Annotated in this window: 14 protein-coding genes; 11 read left to right on the top strand and 3 right to left on the bottom strand. The window is 56.7% G+C overall.

All coding sequences use genetic code 11. The features are described from left to right. Positions 1-235: 235 nt before the first annotated feature. The 7 genes from JUE30_RS04655 to rpsI all read left to right on the top strand — a co-directional run bounded on the left by JUE30_RS04655 (position 236) and on the right by rpsI (position 5,812). The gene (locus JUE30_RS04655; protein ID WP_125757243.1) at positions 236-1,420 is read left to right on the top strand and encodes an MFS transporter; all 1,185 of its coding nucleotides are present in this window, start codon (positions 236-238) and stop codon (positions 1,418-1,420) included. A gap of 99 nt (positions 1,421-1,519) precedes the next feature. Next, entirely contained in the window at positions 1,520-2,356 is an 837-nt protein-coding gene (locus JUE30_RS04650) for an energy-coupling factor ABC transporter ATP-binding protein (RefSeq protein WP_125757245.1), read from the top strand. Then, positions 2,332-3,198, top strand: coding sequence for an energy-coupling factor ABC transporter ATP-binding protein (locus JUE30_RS04645; protein WP_203623834.1), 867 nt, complete (start codon positions 2,332-2,334; stop codon positions 3,196-3,198). Before JUE30_RS04650 ends, JUE30_RS04645 begins: the two co-directional genes overlap by 25 nt. Then, on the top strand, positions 3,191-3,985 hold the full coding sequence (locus tag JUE30_RS04640; protein WP_203623833.1) for an energy-coupling factor transporter transmembrane protein EcfT: 795 nt from the start codon (positions 3,191-3,193) through the stop codon (positions 3,983-3,985). Before JUE30_RS04645 ends, JUE30_RS04640 begins: the two co-directional genes overlap by 8 nt. Before the next feature lie 42 nt (positions 3,986-4,027). Next, positions 4,028-4,771, top strand: a complete 744-nt coding sequence (gene truA, locus JUE30_RS04635) for a tRNA pseudouridine(38-40) synthase TruA (RefSeq protein ID WP_203623832.1) — start codon at positions 4,028-4,030, stop codon at positions 4,769-4,771. Between the two features lie 188 nt (positions 4,772-4,959). Next, the gene (gene rplM / locus JUE30_RS04630) at positions 4,960-5,406 is read left to right on the top strand and encodes a 50S ribosomal protein L13 (RefSeq protein ID WP_125757253.1); all 447 of its coding nucleotides are present in this window, start codon (positions 4,960-4,962) and stop codon (positions 5,404-5,406) included. 13 nt (positions 5,407-5,419) lie between these two features. Continuing rightward, a complete protein-coding gene (gene rpsI / locus JUE30_RS04625; RefSeq protein WP_125757255.1) occupies positions 5,420-5,812 on the top strand; it encodes a 30S ribosomal protein S9 in 393 nt (130 codons plus the stop codon). A 124-nt stretch (positions 5,813-5,936) separates the two neighbouring features. On the opposite strand, the gene JUE30_RS04620 is transcribed toward rpsI, so the two are convergent. Next, a complete protein-coding gene (locus tag JUE30_RS04620; RefSeq protein WP_203623831.1) occupies positions 5,937-6,659 on the bottom strand; it encodes a GntR family transcriptional regulator in 723 nt (240 codons plus the stop codon). Between the two features lie 130 nt (positions 6,660-6,789). Between JUE30_RS04620 and JUE30_RS04615 the strand changes: the two genes are divergently transcribed. From JUE30_RS04615 to JUE30_RS04605, 3 genes are all read left to right on the top strand, one after another. After that, on the top strand, positions 6,790-8,166 hold the full coding sequence (locus JUE30_RS04615) for a glycoside hydrolase family 1 protein (RefSeq protein WP_203623830.1): 1,377 nt from the start codon (positions 6,790-6,792) through the stop codon (positions 8,164-8,166). A gap of 30 nt (positions 8,167-8,196) precedes the next feature. Then, the gene (locus JUE30_RS04610; RefSeq protein ID WP_203623829.1) at positions 8,197-9,528 is read left to right on the top strand and encodes a PTS sugar transporter subunit IIC; all 1,332 of its coding nucleotides are present in this window, start codon (positions 8,197-8,199) and stop codon (positions 9,526-9,528) included. Positions 9,529-9,622: 94 nt separating this feature from the next. Further along, positions 9,623-10,672, top strand: a complete 1,050-nt coding sequence (locus tag JUE30_RS04605) for a glycosyltransferase family 2 protein (protein ID WP_203623828.1) — start codon at positions 9,623-9,625, stop codon at positions 10,670-10,672. A gap of 45 nt (positions 10,673-10,717) precedes the next feature. Here JUE30_RS04605 and JUE30_RS04600 read toward each other — a convergent pair whose 3' ends face one another. Both JUE30_RS04600 and JUE30_RS04595 read right to left on the bottom strand, forming a co-directional pair. Further along, positions 10,718-11,449, bottom strand: coding sequence for a M57 family metalloprotease (locus tag JUE30_RS04600; RefSeq protein WP_203623827.1), 732 nt, complete (start codon positions 11,447-11,449; stop codon positions 10,718-10,720). A gap of 150 nt (positions 11,450-11,599) precedes the next feature. After that, the gene (locus JUE30_RS04595) at positions 11,600-12,211 is read right to left on the bottom strand and encodes a sugar O-acetyltransferase (RefSeq protein ID WP_203623826.1); all 612 of its coding nucleotides are present in this window, start codon (positions 12,209-12,211) and stop codon (positions 11,600-11,602) included. Between the two features lie 306 nt (positions 12,212-12,517). Between JUE30_RS04595 and spxB the strand changes: the two genes are divergently transcribed. Further along, entirely contained in the window at positions 12,518-14,305 is a 1,788-nt protein-coding gene (spxB, locus tag JUE30_RS04590; protein ID WP_125757269.1) for a pyruvate oxidase, read from the top strand. Positions 14,306-14,392 lie beyond the last annotated feature (87 nt).

The following is a 14,392-nucleotide window of genomic DNA, read 5'->3' as shown; positions in this document are numbered from 1 at the left end:
GGCGTTGATTCTCTTCCAATTTGATGCGAACAATCTCTGGCTTCTCATCCAATAAAAATCACCTCACCATATTTGATGAGGCAATCATATCGCCCAGAAGCTGGCATTCATATCCGGTCTGTTATTAGGTGCTTACGCCGGTGTGGCCGGGGGCTTTGTTGCGCCGGTGAGGTGGTGCGTTTGAAATTTGCGGACAAGAACGGCAAAATAGAGGGCATCTAAAGGAGGCGGCGACATGGGTCACCCACAACAATGGCAATTCGGTGCGGCAGCCTACTTATTCAGCGCCAACTTGTTTGTGTTCGGCTCCTCAACGGTCGTATTTGCCGTTCTGTGGCACATTGCGTTGGTGACGTCCTCTGGGGCCTGGATGACGTATGCGTCCCTTGCAGGGGCCTTGCCAGCCTTGCTGGTGGCGCCCTTTGCCGGTGTGTGGGCTGACCGGTGGCGGCGCAACTGGCTGATCATGGGGTCAGCCAGCGGCGTGTCGGCGGCGACATTTGCGCTGGCATTGGTGTATCTTTCGCACAGCCGCGAGCTGTGGTTGCTGCTGGCCATTTCAGCGATTCGCTCGGTTGGCAACGGCCTGCAGACGCCGGCGGCTAATGCCTTGTTGCCGCAGCTAGTCCCTAAAGACCAAGTCACCCGGATGAACGGCCTCAACCAAATCGTTCAGTCGGCCATGCTGCTGGTCTCCCCGCTGTTGGCCGGGTATATTCTGAGCGACTTGGGCATGATCTGGATTTTCATCGTCGATGCCGGGACTGCACTGCTGGCAGTCCTGTCCCTGGCCACGATCCGGGTGGCAAAAGTGGCTGCGGCGGCGCCGGAACAACATGCTATCCTCGGCGGGCTGCGTTACGTTAAACAGGTGCCGGCGCTGACTGCGTTTCTGTTGTTCACCGTCGTCGCCTTTGTCCTAATCGCGCCTTCTTCTCAGCTGTCGACCCTTTACGTTAACCGGACCTTTGGCCACGGCGTGTGGAACCTGACGTTTAATGAGTTGGCGTGGACGGTCGGGGCGAGCCTCGGCGGGCTGTACATTGCGCTTCACCAGCACCTGCCTGACAAAATTCGGGTGATCGCGCTGGGGATGGCTGGTTCTGGACTGGCGTTTGCGGCCATGGGCCTGCGGGAGCCATTTTGGCTATACCTGTTTTTCATGTTTGTCTCGGGCATTTTCTACCCGATTCTGACTGCCGCGCAGACCATTTACATTCAGGAAACCGTGGCACCGCAGATGATGGGGCGCGTGTTTTCCCTGTGGCAGATTCTCTCAACGGGAATTTATCCCATTGCGATGCTGGGGTACGGCCCGCTGGCCGATCAGATTCCAATCAGCTGGATCTTTGTGGTCACAGGCTTCCTGCTGGTCGCCGCGGCGTGGGGCTTCAACCGGCGACTGCACCGGCTTGGGTGAGTGACTGGACTGCGGCGATGGCAGGGAAAATATGTTATCATATCATAGTTATGCAAGACGCCGAGAGTCCCATGGCGCTACGCAAAGGAGGACGGACCAATGACGGTTGCAATCGACATTCAACACTTAAATTACCGCTACCCAGATGCCGAAAAGCCGGCTTTAAAGGACGTCAGCCTGACGATTGCGCAGGGCGAGTGGGTTGCCATCATCGGCCACAATGGTTCGGGCAAGAGTACGCTAGCCAAAAACATCAACGGGCTGCTGGCACCCGGCTCCGGTCAGGTGACCGTGGCGGGGATGCCGCTGACTGAGGAAAATGTCTGGAAAATCCGCGAAAAAGTCGGGATTGTGTTCCAAAATCCTGACAATCAGTTTGTCGGGGCGACTGTCCAAGACGATGTTGCGTTTGGTCTGGAAAATCGCGCCGTCCCGCGCCCGGAAATGGTGACACGGGTCCACGACGCACTGGCGCAGGTCAACATGCTTGAATTTGCCACGCGTGAGCCTGCCCGCCTGTCTGGGGGCCAAAAGCAGCGGGTCGCGATCGCCGGCATCATTGCGCAGCGGCCGGACATCATCATTTTGGATGAGGCGACTTCGATGCTTGATCCGGCAGGCCGCGCAGAGGTGCTGGCCCTGATCCAGGAGCTGCAGGCACAATCTAAGATGACCGTGGTGTCCATCACGCACGACGTCGACGAGGCCGCCTCGGCGGATCGGGTCATTTTGCTCAACGATGGCGAAGTGGTCGAGCAGGGAACGCCGGCCGAGATTTTCACCCATGGCGAGGAGCTCTTGCACCTAGGGCTAGACGTCCCGTACCCGGAGCGGCTGAAGGCGGCGCTGCGGCGGCGCGGCGTCGCAATGCCGGACCGTTATCTTGATCAGGAAGGGCTGGTGAAGTACCTGTGGACATTACATTCGACCATGTGAGCTTCACCTACCAGGCGGGGACGCCGTTTGCCGGCGACGGCCTGAAAGACATTACGACCACGATCAAGGATGGCAGCTACACCGCCATCATCGGCCACACCGGTTCAGGCAAAAGCACGCTGCTGCAGCACCTCAACGCCCTGCTCAAGCCGACCGCCGGCACGGTCACCATCGGCGATCGCGTGATCACGAGTGAAACCAACAATAAGAATTTGAAGCCGATCCGCCAGCAGGTGGGGATGGTGTTTCAGTTCGCCGAGAACCAATTGTTTGAGCAGACAGTGGCCAAGGACATTGCGTTTGGCCCGGAGAATTTTGGGGTGCCAAGTGACGAAGCCGAAAAGCAGGCGGCTGCCATGGTCGACCTGGTCGGCTTACCGCAAGCCGTGCTTGAACAGTCGCCGTTTGATTTGTCCGGCGGCCAGATGCGCCGCGTGGCGATCGCGGGCGTGCTGGCGATGAAGCCGACGGTGCTGGTGCTTGACGAGCCAACCGCTGGCCTGGATCCCGCCGGCCGCAATGACATGATGAAGATGTTTCACCGGCTGCACCAGGAGCAGGGCATGACCATTGTGCTGGTCACGCACCAAATGGATGACGTGGCCGATTACGCCGACCACGTGCTGGTGATGGACGAGGGTCACTTGATCAAGGAAGGCACGCCGCGGGAGATTTTCCAAAGCGAGCAGTGGCTGGCGGATCATCAGCTGGGACTGCCCAAGACAGCGGCGATGGCCCGGGATTTGACCAATCAGGGGTTCCATTTTGACCCGCTGCCGCTGACCACTGATGAGCTGGCCGACCAGTTGGCCAAGCAGATCGGAGGCGGCGCGCATGACTAAACTCTTGCTTGGCCGCTATCTGCCTGGCGACTCCTGGGTCCACAAGCTGGACCCGCGCACAAAGCTGATGGCCAGTTTTTACTACATCGGGATCATATTTCTCGCCAACAACTGGCAGACTTACCTGCTGATGTTTGTCGCGACTATGGTGATGGTCGCGGCCTCCAGGATCAAGCTCGGGTTTTTCCTGCGCGGCGTGCGGCCGATGATTTGGCTGATTCTGTTCACCGTGATGCTGCAGGTGTTCTTCACTAAAGGCGGGACCACGTACTGGTCCTGGGGCTGGCTGGCCATCACGCAGTATGGGCTGACCAACGGGGCGTTCATCTTCATGCGCTTCGTCTTGATCATTTTCGTCTCTACGCTGCTCACGCTGACCACGCAGCCCCTGTCCTTGGCGGATGCGGTTGAATCGCTGCTCAAACCGCTGCGGGTGCTGCACGTGCCGGTCACCGAACTGGCGCTAGTGCTGCAGATCGCATTGCGGTTCGTCCCGACGCTGATGGATCAAACGACGAAGATCATGAATGCACAGCGCGCCCGCGGGGTCGATTTTGGCACCGGCAATCTGTTTCAGCAGATGAAGGCCGTGGTGCCGCTGCTGATCCCGCTGTTCGTTGACAGTTTTGGCATCGCCGAGGACTTGGCGACGGCGATGGACGCCCGCGGGTATCAAGGCGGGGACGGCCGCACCAAGTTTCGCGTGCTGCAGTACCATCAGAAGGACATTTTTGCCGGGCTGGTGATGGTCGTTTTGACCGTCAGCCTGGTCTTCATGAGAGCGTAGAACGTTGCCTCGCCGCAGTGCGAGGCTTTTTAGGAGAATATCGTGACCCACTTCAAACTGACGTTAGCCTATGACGGCACCAATTTTGCCGGGTATCAAATTCAGCCGCACCAGCGCACGGTCCAAGGCGTGTTGCAGAAAGCTCTGGGCAAGATGGCCAAGGTCGATTCAATTCACATTGACGGCTCCGGGCGCACCGATTCTGGGGTGCACGCTTTGGGCCAGGTGGTGTCGTTTGACTACCCGGGCGAGATTCCAGCACGGGCCATGCGGCTTGCGATGAATTCCTTGATGCCGCTAGACATTGAGATCCTGGACGCGGAAATTGTGCCGGCGGACTTTCATGCCCGCTACTCGGCCAAGGGCAAACGGTACCAGTACCGCGTGGCGCGCGGCCGCTTCACCGACCCGTTCAAGCGGCTGTATACGGGGCACTACCCGTATGGCCTTGACGTCGACCGGATCCGCACTGCGCTGAAGGACGTCGTCGGCACCCATGACTTTACCAGCTTTGCGGCTAGCGGCGGGGTGATCGAGGATAAAGTGCGGACGATTTACGAGGCCACGGTGCAAGACGACCAAGCAAATCATGAACTAGTATTTGAGTTTTACGGCAACGGCTTTTTGTACAACATGGTGCGCATCATTGTGGCGACGCTGCTGGAAATCGGCAACGGCCGCCGCGACGTGCATGATTTTCTGCGGTTGTACGAGGTCAAAGACCGCCAGCAGGCGCGCGGCACGGCACCCGCCTCAGGGCTGTACCTGAAAGAAGTCTATTACTAGCGCTTTTGGGGTGGACGAAAGCTTGGCGATGCCGTACACTTAAGCGCATGTTGCGGTTATTGCAGGGGAGTTACCGTTGACTTTATCGCGGATTTTTGATAAGGTAATCGCTGGTATTGTTTGCCCCACAATAAGCCCCGGAAACTTATAAGGTGTCAAACAGCACAGAATATTGGAGGAAACAAATCGTGCGTACAACATATTTGGCTAAGCCAGGTGAGATCGAACGCAAGTGGGTCGTTATCGACGCCACTGATATCAGCCTTGGCCGTTTGGCTTCAACCGTTGCAACTATCTTGCGCGGCAAGAACAAGCCGACCTACACCCCGAACGTTGACGTTGGTGACAACGTGATCGTGATTAATGCAGCTAAGCTTAAGCTGACTGGGCGCAAGGCGAGCGACAAGATCTACTACCATCACTCACAGCATCCAGGTGGCTTGAAGCATGAAGTCGCTGGTGATCTCCTTAAGAACGACCCGGCTCGTCTGGTCGAATACGCGGTCAAGAAGATGCTGCCAACCAAGAATACTCTTGGCCACCAGCAATTCCTGAAGCTTCACGTTTATGCTGGGGAAGAACACCCTCACGAAGCGCAGAAGCCTGAAGTACTCGACATCAAGAACCTAATTTAAGGAGGACACAACTGTGGCAGAAGTAGCATACAGCGGCACAGGTCGCCGCAAGAATTCCGTTGCCCGGGTCCGCTTGGTTCCTGGCACCGGTAAAATCACAATGAACGGCAAAGACGTTCACGATTACCTTCCGTATGAGAACCTGATCCTCGACTTGACTCAGCCGTTCGGGATTACCGAAACGACCGGTTCATACGATGTTCTGGTTAACGTTAACGGCGGCGGGTTCACTGGCCAGGCCGGCGCAACTCGTCACGGCATCGCTCGCGCACTTTTGACTGTCGACCCGGATTTCCGTGGCCCACTCAAGCGTGCTGGCATGCTCACCCGTGACCCACGGATGAAGGAACGTAAGAAGTATGGTTTGAAGAAAGCCCGCAAGGCGAGCCAGTTCTCAAAGCGTTAATCTTTCGTTCATCACACACGAATACAACGAAGCGACTCTCATCAGAGAGCCGCTTTTTGTATTTATCCGCTAAAAATGGTGAGCTAGGACAGCAGCCCAATTCTCTGAACTCGCAGGCTTATTGTCACAGCATTGGTCGCTCTGGGTGGTACACCACAATGGACCCCTTGTCGTACCGGTTGCGGGTGAATGAATACTCGAACGGGGTGCCATCCGCCAACGAGACAATCTGCTCGACTTCCAGCATTGGGGTGTCAGAGACGGCGTCGAGGTAACGGCGGTCGTACGCATTGGGCTGCGCGGCGCGAATAATGCGGTAGGCGGCACCGATGGTTTCGCCGAGTTCCTCATGCATGTAGTGGTAAATCGAGTGGTGCAGCACGCCTTTGTTCAGTCCTGGCACTACCTTGACCGGCATGATGGAATGCTCGATCTTCCAAGGTGTGCCGTCCACGATGCGCAGGCGCACAAAATCGTACACCGCGTCAGCAATGGTTAGGTTCAGATTTTCCTGTTCCTTGGCGTCGGGCAGGCGGACATCATAGTCGATAACCTCACTAGTCACGGTGTGGCCGCGCATCAGCTCGGTGGTGCCGACGTACTGGTCCACTGTGGCGTCAAATTTGGATAACAGGTTGATGTTTTGCTTCACGTACGTCCCGGAGCCCTGTTTGCTGTAGATCAAGCCTTCGTTGATCAGCAGGTCCAGGGCTTTTTGAATGGTCACGCGACTGGTTTTGAACATTTTAGCCAGTGACACCTGATCTGGCAGCGGGGCGTCGCTAGTGTACTCGCCGCGCATGATTTGGGCTTTTAATTGCTTACCGATCTCAATATATTTTGCCATTTGTCTACCCTCCAAAAAAGCGCTGTCATCGAGACTATAACACCTTTCTGAAAATTTGGATAGTCAACTGTGCTAATTCATCTTTGCCAAAGGTGCCAAAGGCAGTTATATTGCACGGTGGAGGTAGGACATGACAACACTAAGCAAAGATTTCCTGTGGGGCAATTCGACCTCAAGCATGCAAACTGAAGGCGCTTGGAACGTGGATGGCAAGGGGCCATCCGTTTATGACATCAAAAAGGCGGGTCCCGACAGCTCGGACTGGAAAGATGCCATCGACGAGTACCACCGCTATCCGGAAGACGTCGACTGGATGGCCAAGATGAACATGAACTGCTACCGGTTCCAGATTTCTTGGAGCCGGGTCTGCCCGGAAGGCGACGGGCCGTTCAACGAGGCGGGGATCGCGTTTTACGACCGGCTGATCGACGAGCTGCTCGCGCACAACATCCAGCCGATGATTTGCTTGTACCACTTCGACATGCCGCTGAGTCTGGCAAAACGCTACAACGGGTTTGTCTCCCGCGAAGTGGTCGATGCGTTCGTGCGCTACGGCGAGGAGATGGTCAAACGCTTTGCCGGCAAGGTCAAGTACTGGATCACGTTCAACGAGCACAACTGCTTCACCTATGACCCGGGTCTGGACAGCGGCGGCAACCTCACCGCGCCGCGCGACATCCGCACGCTGTACGCGATGAGCCACCACACCTTGCTGGCGCACGCGCGCATCACGGCCTTCATCCGGAAGAATTACCCGGATTTGAAGCTCGGCGGCATGCTGGCGTACGCAGAGGTGTATCCGAGCACTTCTGATCCCGAGGATGTTGAAGCGACGCGGCGGATCGACGAGTTTGTGAACTACAACTACCTGGATGTGTTCACGAGCGGCCATTACTCGCCGGAGGTCTTGCACTTCATGAGGGCAAACGGGCTGATGGATTTGATTCAGCCTGGCGACCTCGAGACGCTTGCCCAGACGACCAGCGACTTCATCGCGTTCAGTTACTATGCTTCCTCTGCCATCGACCACACGAAGATTGACAAAGATTCGCCGGTCAACTGGTGGTTCACGCAAGGCACGGTGCCCAACCCGCACCTGAAGGCTAGCGAGTGGGGCTGGCAGATCGATCCGACCGGGTTCAAAAACGTGCTGGCCAAAATCTGGACCCGTACCGGCCTGCCGGTGTTTCCCATTGAAAACGGTCTGGGGGTGCGCGAGCACTGGGATGGCAAGCACCCGATCGATGACGATTACCGCATCCAGTATCACCGCGCGCACATTCAGGCGCTCAAGGACGCGGTGAGCGATTACGGGGTGAAGGTCTTGGGTTACTTAGGCTGGGGCTTGATCGATATCCCCAGCTCGAAAGGAGATGTCGCCAAGCGGTACGGTGCGGTTTACGTGAACCGCACGAATCACGAGCTCCTAGATCTGCGCCGCGTACCGAAGCGCAGTTTTGCTTGGTTCCAAAAAGCTTATGGTTCCAACGGTGAGGATTTGGATTAAGTCATTTATTAAGAGATTGGAGGAAAGAACATGGAAGCATCTAAGAGCCATAAATTCTTAGATAAATTCTCCGAGGTCGCCGGGCGCATTGGCAACCAGGTCCACCTCAGATCATTACGCGATGCCTTCGCCACAATCATGCCCTTATTCATTTTGGCGGGCCTTGGCACTTTAATTAACAACGTCGTCTTCCCGTGGATCGCCACTGGGAAGACGCTGGCAAATCTGCAGACTTGGGGCACGCTGATTGCCAACGGGACGTTGAACATCGCCGGCTTGATGCTTGCGCCGGTCGTCGGCTTCATCCTGGCGCGGAATAAAGGGTATCGTAATCCGCTGACCGCGGCCGTCATTTCGCTGGCCAGTCTGGTCATCATGATGCCGATCACGACGCAGATGACGCCGGTCGGCAAGACCGCCGCAGTTAACGTCACGGGTGGTTTGAGCTTTGCTAACCTGGGGACCACCGGCATGTTTGCCGGCATCATCATTGGGCTACTTGCCACCGAGCTCTTCATTCGCCTGAGCAACATTAAGCGCCTGCAGATTCATCTGGGCGACCAGATCCCGCCGGCCGTGGGGGATTCATTCAACTCCCTGATCCCGGCCTTGATCACGCTCAGCTGTTTTGCCCTGATTGGGGCGCTGCTCATCGTGCTTTGGAACAGCAACCTGATTGCGCTGATCACGATGATTATCCAAGAGCCGCTGCGCCGGCTGAACACCAGCCTGCCAGGCATGCTGATCATTTACTCCTGTGGGAACTTCCTGTACACCTTGGGGATTCACCAAGCCGTTATCAACGGGACCTTACTTGATCCAGTGCTGTTGGTCAACATGGCGAAAAACACGGCGGCCTACGCGGCGCACAAGCCGATTCCTTACATCATGAGCAACACCTTCCGGGATACTTTTGGCATGATGGGCGGCACCGGGTCGACCATTGCGCTGCTGATTGCGGTCTTCCTGTTCTCAAAGGTCAAGGCGAACCGCGATGTCGCGGCCCTGTCCGTTGTCCCAGGGCTGTTCAACATCAACGAGCCGGTCATCTTCGGTTTCCCGATCGTGTTTAACATTCCAATGATGATTCCGTTCGTGTTGAACCCGGTTATCGGCATCCTGATTGCCTACGCGGTCACGGCCATCGGCTGGATGAATCGCGTCGTGGTCATGGTGCCGTGGACCACACCGCCGCTGATTTCAGGATTCCTGGCCACGGCTGGGGACTGGCGAGCGGTGATTGTCCAGATCGTCATTTTGGTTATCAACATTGCCGTTTATGTGCCGTTTCTGAAGGTCAGTGAGAAAGTCACGGCCAAGCAGGCGGAGCAGGCGAAAGCGGTGCAGAACGCCCAGGCTTAGTTGCCTTGTCATCAAGAACCGTTCGCCCAGCAGTACGCTACTGCCAGGCGGGCGGTTTTTGTGTGATATGGTAAAATACAGCCGGAGGTAGCTTATGACCCAACCCTTGATTTCGGTAATTATGCCCGTGTATAACGCAGAAAAGTACTTGGCCGCCGCGCTGGATAGCCTGCTGGCTCAGGACTATCAAAATTTTGAGGCGCTGCTCATCGACGACGGCGCAGTGGACACCAGTCCAGTCATCTTGGCCGAATACGCCCGGCGCGATTCGCGCATTCGTGTGACCCGCGTGGCAAACGGCGGGCAGGCGCAGGCGCGCACGGTCGGCCTGGCGCAGGCGCGGGGCCAGTTCATCACGTTCATGGACAGTGATGACTTAGCGCTGCCCACTTGGCTGTCCGGCATGGCTCATGCGATCGGGGCGGCCGATGTGGCCCAGGTCAACTACTACACCTACCTGGGCGCGACCAAGTCGAAGTTTACCAAACCGTTTGCGGCCAAAGCATACACTGTGCGCGGGGATGACTGCTACCGCCTGTGGCTGGAGGACAAGGATTTGCGCGGTTATCTATGGAATAAGCTATTTCGGGCGAATCTGTTCAAGCCGGCGCTGCCGGTGGCCGATTTTAATCTGATGGAAGACGCATACCTGATCGGTCAGCTGCTGCCGCGCATCACGCAGATCAACCTGGTCGATGAGCCGCTGTACTGCTACCGGCTGAACCCGGCCAGCACGGTGCACGACAAGTTCCATCAAAGCGATCTGATTGCGATTCACCAGTTGGGGGCACTGTATCTTCAGGTGGCAGAGGCCAAGCCGGCTCTGTCGCCGGTGGCAGTGCGTAAGTATGCGGCGCTGAGTTTGTTTGTGCTCAGTAAAATGAATCCGGCCGAGCTGGTTCAAAACTGGGGTTATGTCCAGCAGTTGGGCAGCGTGTTGAGTGATTACTCGCGCGTGTTTGCTAAAGAAGTGGACGCCAAGGAGGCAAAGCGGCTGACTGCCACCAAGCCGGTCAAGCTGACCGGCAGTCTGCACGGGCGGCTGGCGGCGTGGTCTGAACTGATCGGTCTGCCGAGCACCCGCGAGGCAGATGGCGAAGTCCTGGGCGACTTTGCCCCAGATGACGCGCCGCGCAACGATTGAATCACAAGGACGCGAAAAAGGCGACTGCCGAGTAGCAGCCGCCTTTTACTTGCGCGCGTAAATCAGCTTGAGGGTGGCTAGGTCACCAGCTGACAGCGTTATTCGGCCTTGGTCCATTGGGTACATGACTGAGGCCAAGCTGTTGCTGTGGGCCAACCCCAGCGCGTGGCCGATTTCATGCAGCGCGACGGATTCCTTGACCGAAAGCTGGTAGGCGGTGTTGAATGCTGCCTTGGCATGGTTAACGCCGTGGTGGGTCAGCCGGCTGTAGACGACCGCCGGGCCGCCTTCACCCAGTTCGATTGTGCTGCTGGAATCAGGTGTCGGCTTGGCGTACGTGCCAAACGTGATGTGATTGGCAAAAACGGTGCTGATCCCAGGCGTCAGGGTGACGATGCCGGTTTGGTTGTACACGGCGATCGCGGCTTCGAAGGTAGTACGCACTCGAGTCGGGGTGCCGGCTTCGAAGCTGTAGGTGTACGTGGGGGCCAATGTGATGTTTTTGATCGCGTCTTCAACCGGCGTTTCAGTCGTGCTGGCGGCTGTGGGCTTGGTGGTGAGCGCCTTTTCTGCAGCGGGCTTAACGGCGCACAGGCCGAGTTTCTGCGCCGCTGTATCGGTGAGGTGCAAGGCGGCATCCGCCGTCCACACAACGGCATCGTGCAGCGTTGCCTGAGCGGTGACTTGGGTCGCAGTGGAAAGCGGACTGTCCTGACTGTACAGGCCGAAACCGGCTAAGGCGATGACGAGCAGGCTGATCAATCGTTTATGGCGCATGGCGCTACCCTCCTTTATCAGGGCTTTATCATAGCAGAAAACGGCCATCTTGCGCGCCGCCGCGGTGAAAATTTAAGATTGATATCGCTGTCAGGACAAGTTGTCAGTGATTGAAAAAGTGCCTCATGCCAGGCTGGCATGAGGCACCTTTTAGGCGCGTCCAGAGTCAATTTTTCGCTGCTTGAAGTAATACTCGCGGTCGTGCTCACTGATCGGGCGGGCGACTTTGCAGGGATCGCCGTAAGCAATGACGTTGGCCGGCAGGTCATGCGTGACGATGCTGCCGGCGCCGACGACTGTGTTGGCGCCAATCGTCACCCCAGACAACACGGTGACGCCCGCACCAAGCCAGCAGTTGTTCCCGATGTGGACTGGGGCACTGTACTGATAGCCATGCTGGCGCAGCGGCGGGTCAATCGGATGGCCGGTGGTGGCGATGGTGACGTTTGGCCCGAACATGGTGTGGGCCCCGACAAAAATGTGGGTGTCGTCAACTAGCGTCAGATTGAAGTTGGCGTACACGCCGTCGCCAAAGTGGACGAAGCGGCCGCCCCAGTTGGCGTGAAGAGGTGGCTCCACGTAACAGTCCTTGCCCAGCGCCGCAAACATTTGCGCGAGCAGCTGCTGGCGGCGCGCGGTTTCGTGCGGCCGGGTCTGGTTGAAGTCGTATAACAACTCAAGGGCCTGCTGTTGCTGGTACACTAGATCTGGGTCATTAGTCAAGTACAGCGACCCATCATGCAGTTCTGGATGATCAGTCATCGAAAGGGGGCTCCTTTTTCTCAGTCTAGGGGATGGTTTAGGTCTATTGTACGCCTCTTATCGCAGCGCCGGCGACCGACCCAGACCACTGAATAGGTCCTTGTGATACAGTTCACTATTTTTAAATATTACAGATGGTGCAAAATAAGCGACTAATCAAGATAGAATTGGGTATGGCCAACTCGAAGAAAAGGGTTACAATAAAGTTGTGCAACGCTTACAGAAGCGGAGACGTGATTGCTCCGACTTTTGAACGACGGTACAGATTGTAGAAATTAGGAATACAGACAAAGTGGAGGGATTCAAATGGTTCAAACCATTAGCGGTTCAGATGCAGTCCTCAAGGTCATCGAGTCTTGGGGCGTTGATCACGTTTACGGTTATCCTGGTGGTTCGTACGATTCCGGCATGAACGCCCTGTATAACCAGAAGGACAAGATCAAGTTTATTCAGGTGCGCCACGAGGAAGCTGGCGCTTTGGCGGCGTCGGCTGACGCCAAGTATTCTGGCAAGATCGGCGTTTGCTTCGGCTCCGCCGGCCCTGGTGCCATCCACCTGTTGAACGGCTTGTACGATGCTAAGATCGACCGGGTGCCGGTTTTGGCCATCGTTGCCCAGGTACCGTCCACCAACATGAATATCGACTACTTCCAGGCGATGAACGAAGAGCCAGCCTTCACTGACGTGGCGGTGTTCAACCGCACTGTCATGACGGCTAAGAGCCTGCCAAAGGTGATCGATGAAGCCATCCAGCAAGCTTACGAAAAGCGTGGTGTGGCTGTCGTCACCATTCCTAAGGACTTCGGTTGGGCACAGATTCCGGATACGTATGTGTCCAATGCAAACACGCAGATCGCCCCTTACGCAATCACCCCGGACCCGGTCAAGATCGACCAGGCGGTCAAGATGATTCAGGCCGCCAAAGGGCCGGTGATTTACTTTGGGATGGGCGCCAAGAATGCGCGCAAGCAGTTGATGAAGGTGTCTGAGAAGTTCAAGATGCCGCTGATTTCATCTGTGCTGGCCAAAGGCGTCCTGGATGAAGATTACCCGGCTTACATGGGGTCGACTGGCCGGGTCGCGCCAAAGCCTGGCGTCGAGGCCGCAATGGCCGCCGACCTGATCTTGTGGGTCGGCAATGATGTGCCGTTTGCCAGCATGTTGTTCTCGCCAAAAGCCAAAGTCATTCAAATTGATATTGAAAGCACGAAGCTGGGCAAGCGGCACCATGATGATATCGCGATCCTGGCCGACGCAAAGGAAGCCCTCAAGGCGCTTTATAAGGCTGGCAAAGAGCGCGCTAACACGCCGCTTTACGATGCCTGCATCGCCAACAAGAAAAACTGGACCGACTGGCAGGATTCCTTCAAGGATTCGACCGAAAGTCCAGTTCGCCCAGAACCGATTTTTGACGTGCTGAACAAAGAAGCCTCTGATCAGGCGGTCTTTGCAGTTGACGTCGGCAACACCAACATCAACTTTGAGCGGCTGATCGACATCAAGCACACGCAGAAGTGGAGCACCTCAGGTAAGTACGCGACCATGGGCTGGGGGCTGCCGGCGGCGATTTCCGCTAAGATCCTTTACCCGGAGCGCGATGTTTACGCCCTTTGCGGTGACGGTGCGTTTGCCATGATGATCGAAGAGGTACTGACCCAGTACAAGTACAAGTTGCACGTCATCAACATCGTCTTTTCAAACGAGACACTGGGCTTCATCGAAGCTGAGCAACGCGACGACAGTCACCAGCCGCTTTCTGGCGTTGATCTGCCGGATACCGACTGGGCCAAGGTCGCAGAAGGTATGGGCGCTAAGGGCTACACGGTGCGCACCAAGGCGGAGTTCCAGGCGGCCATTGAAGACGCGAAGAACACCGACCTGCCAGTCGTGATCGACGTCAAGTTTACGCACAAGATGCCATTCACCACGCAGCACATGTACCTGGATCCGGCTTATCAGGATCAGAAGAAGATTGCCGAGTTCGTCGAGCAGTACGACGCGCAGGCACTGCGGCCGCTGCGTGACTTCTTGAAGGAAGCCAAGGCGGCGCAGGCGAGCAAGCAGGCGAAAAAGGACGCAAAAAGCGCCAAGTAAGCTTGCCGGCCGTCCGGCGCAAAAGCACCGATTGCTTGGCCGTTGGCTGCGGGCGCTGAACCCGCTGACCAAGCACTTCGCGGTGAA

Source organism: Lacticaseibacillus sp. 866-1, from assembly GCF_016861825.1.
Classification (GTDB): Bacteria; Bacillota; Bacilli; order Lactobacillales; family Lactobacillaceae; genus Lacticaseibacillus.
Note: the sequence above shows the minus strand (reverse complement) of the source record. Positions and strands in the feature narration are given on the sequence as shown.

Bases quoted from the DNA above. Each gene is read 5' to 3' on its own strand.
- JUE30_RS04655 (WP_125757243.1), top strand. From the start codon at position 236: ATGGGTCACCCACAACAATGGCAATTCGGTGCGGCAGCCTACTTATTC.
- JUE30_RS04650 (WP_125757245.1), top strand. From the start codon at position 1,520: ATGACGGTTGCAATCGACATTCAACACTTAAATTACCGCTACCCAGAT.
- JUE30_RS04640 (WP_203623833.1), top strand. From the start codon at position 3,191: ATGACTAAACTCTTGCTTGGCCGCTATCTGCCTGGCGACTCCTGGGTC.
- JUE30_RS04620 (WP_203623831.1), bottom strand. From the start codon at position 6,659: ATGGCAAAATATATTGAGATCGGTAAGCAATTAAAAGCCCAAATCATG.
- JUE30_RS04615 (WP_203623830.1), top strand. From the start codon at position 6,790: ATGACAACACTAAGCAAAGATTTCCTGTGGGGCAATTCGACCTCAAGC.
- JUE30_RS04610 (WP_203623829.1), top strand. From the start codon at position 8,197: ATGGAAGCATCTAAGAGCCATAAATTCTTAGATAAATTCTCCGAGGTC.
- JUE30_RS04605 (WP_203623828.1), top strand. From the start codon at position 9,623: ATGACCCAACCCTTGATTTCGGTAATTATGCCCGTGTATAACGCAGAA.
- JUE30_RS04600 (WP_203623827.1), bottom strand. From the start codon at position 11,449: ATGCGCCATAAACGATTGATCAGCCTGCTCGTCATCGCCTTAGCCGGT.
- JUE30_RS04595 (WP_203623826.1), bottom strand. From the start codon at position 12,211: ATGACTGATCATCCAGAACTGCATGATGGGTCGCTGTACTTGACTAAT.
- spxB (WP_125757269.1), top strand. From the start codon at position 12,518: ATGGTTCAAACCATTAGCGGTTCAGATGCAGTCCTCAAGGTCATCGAG.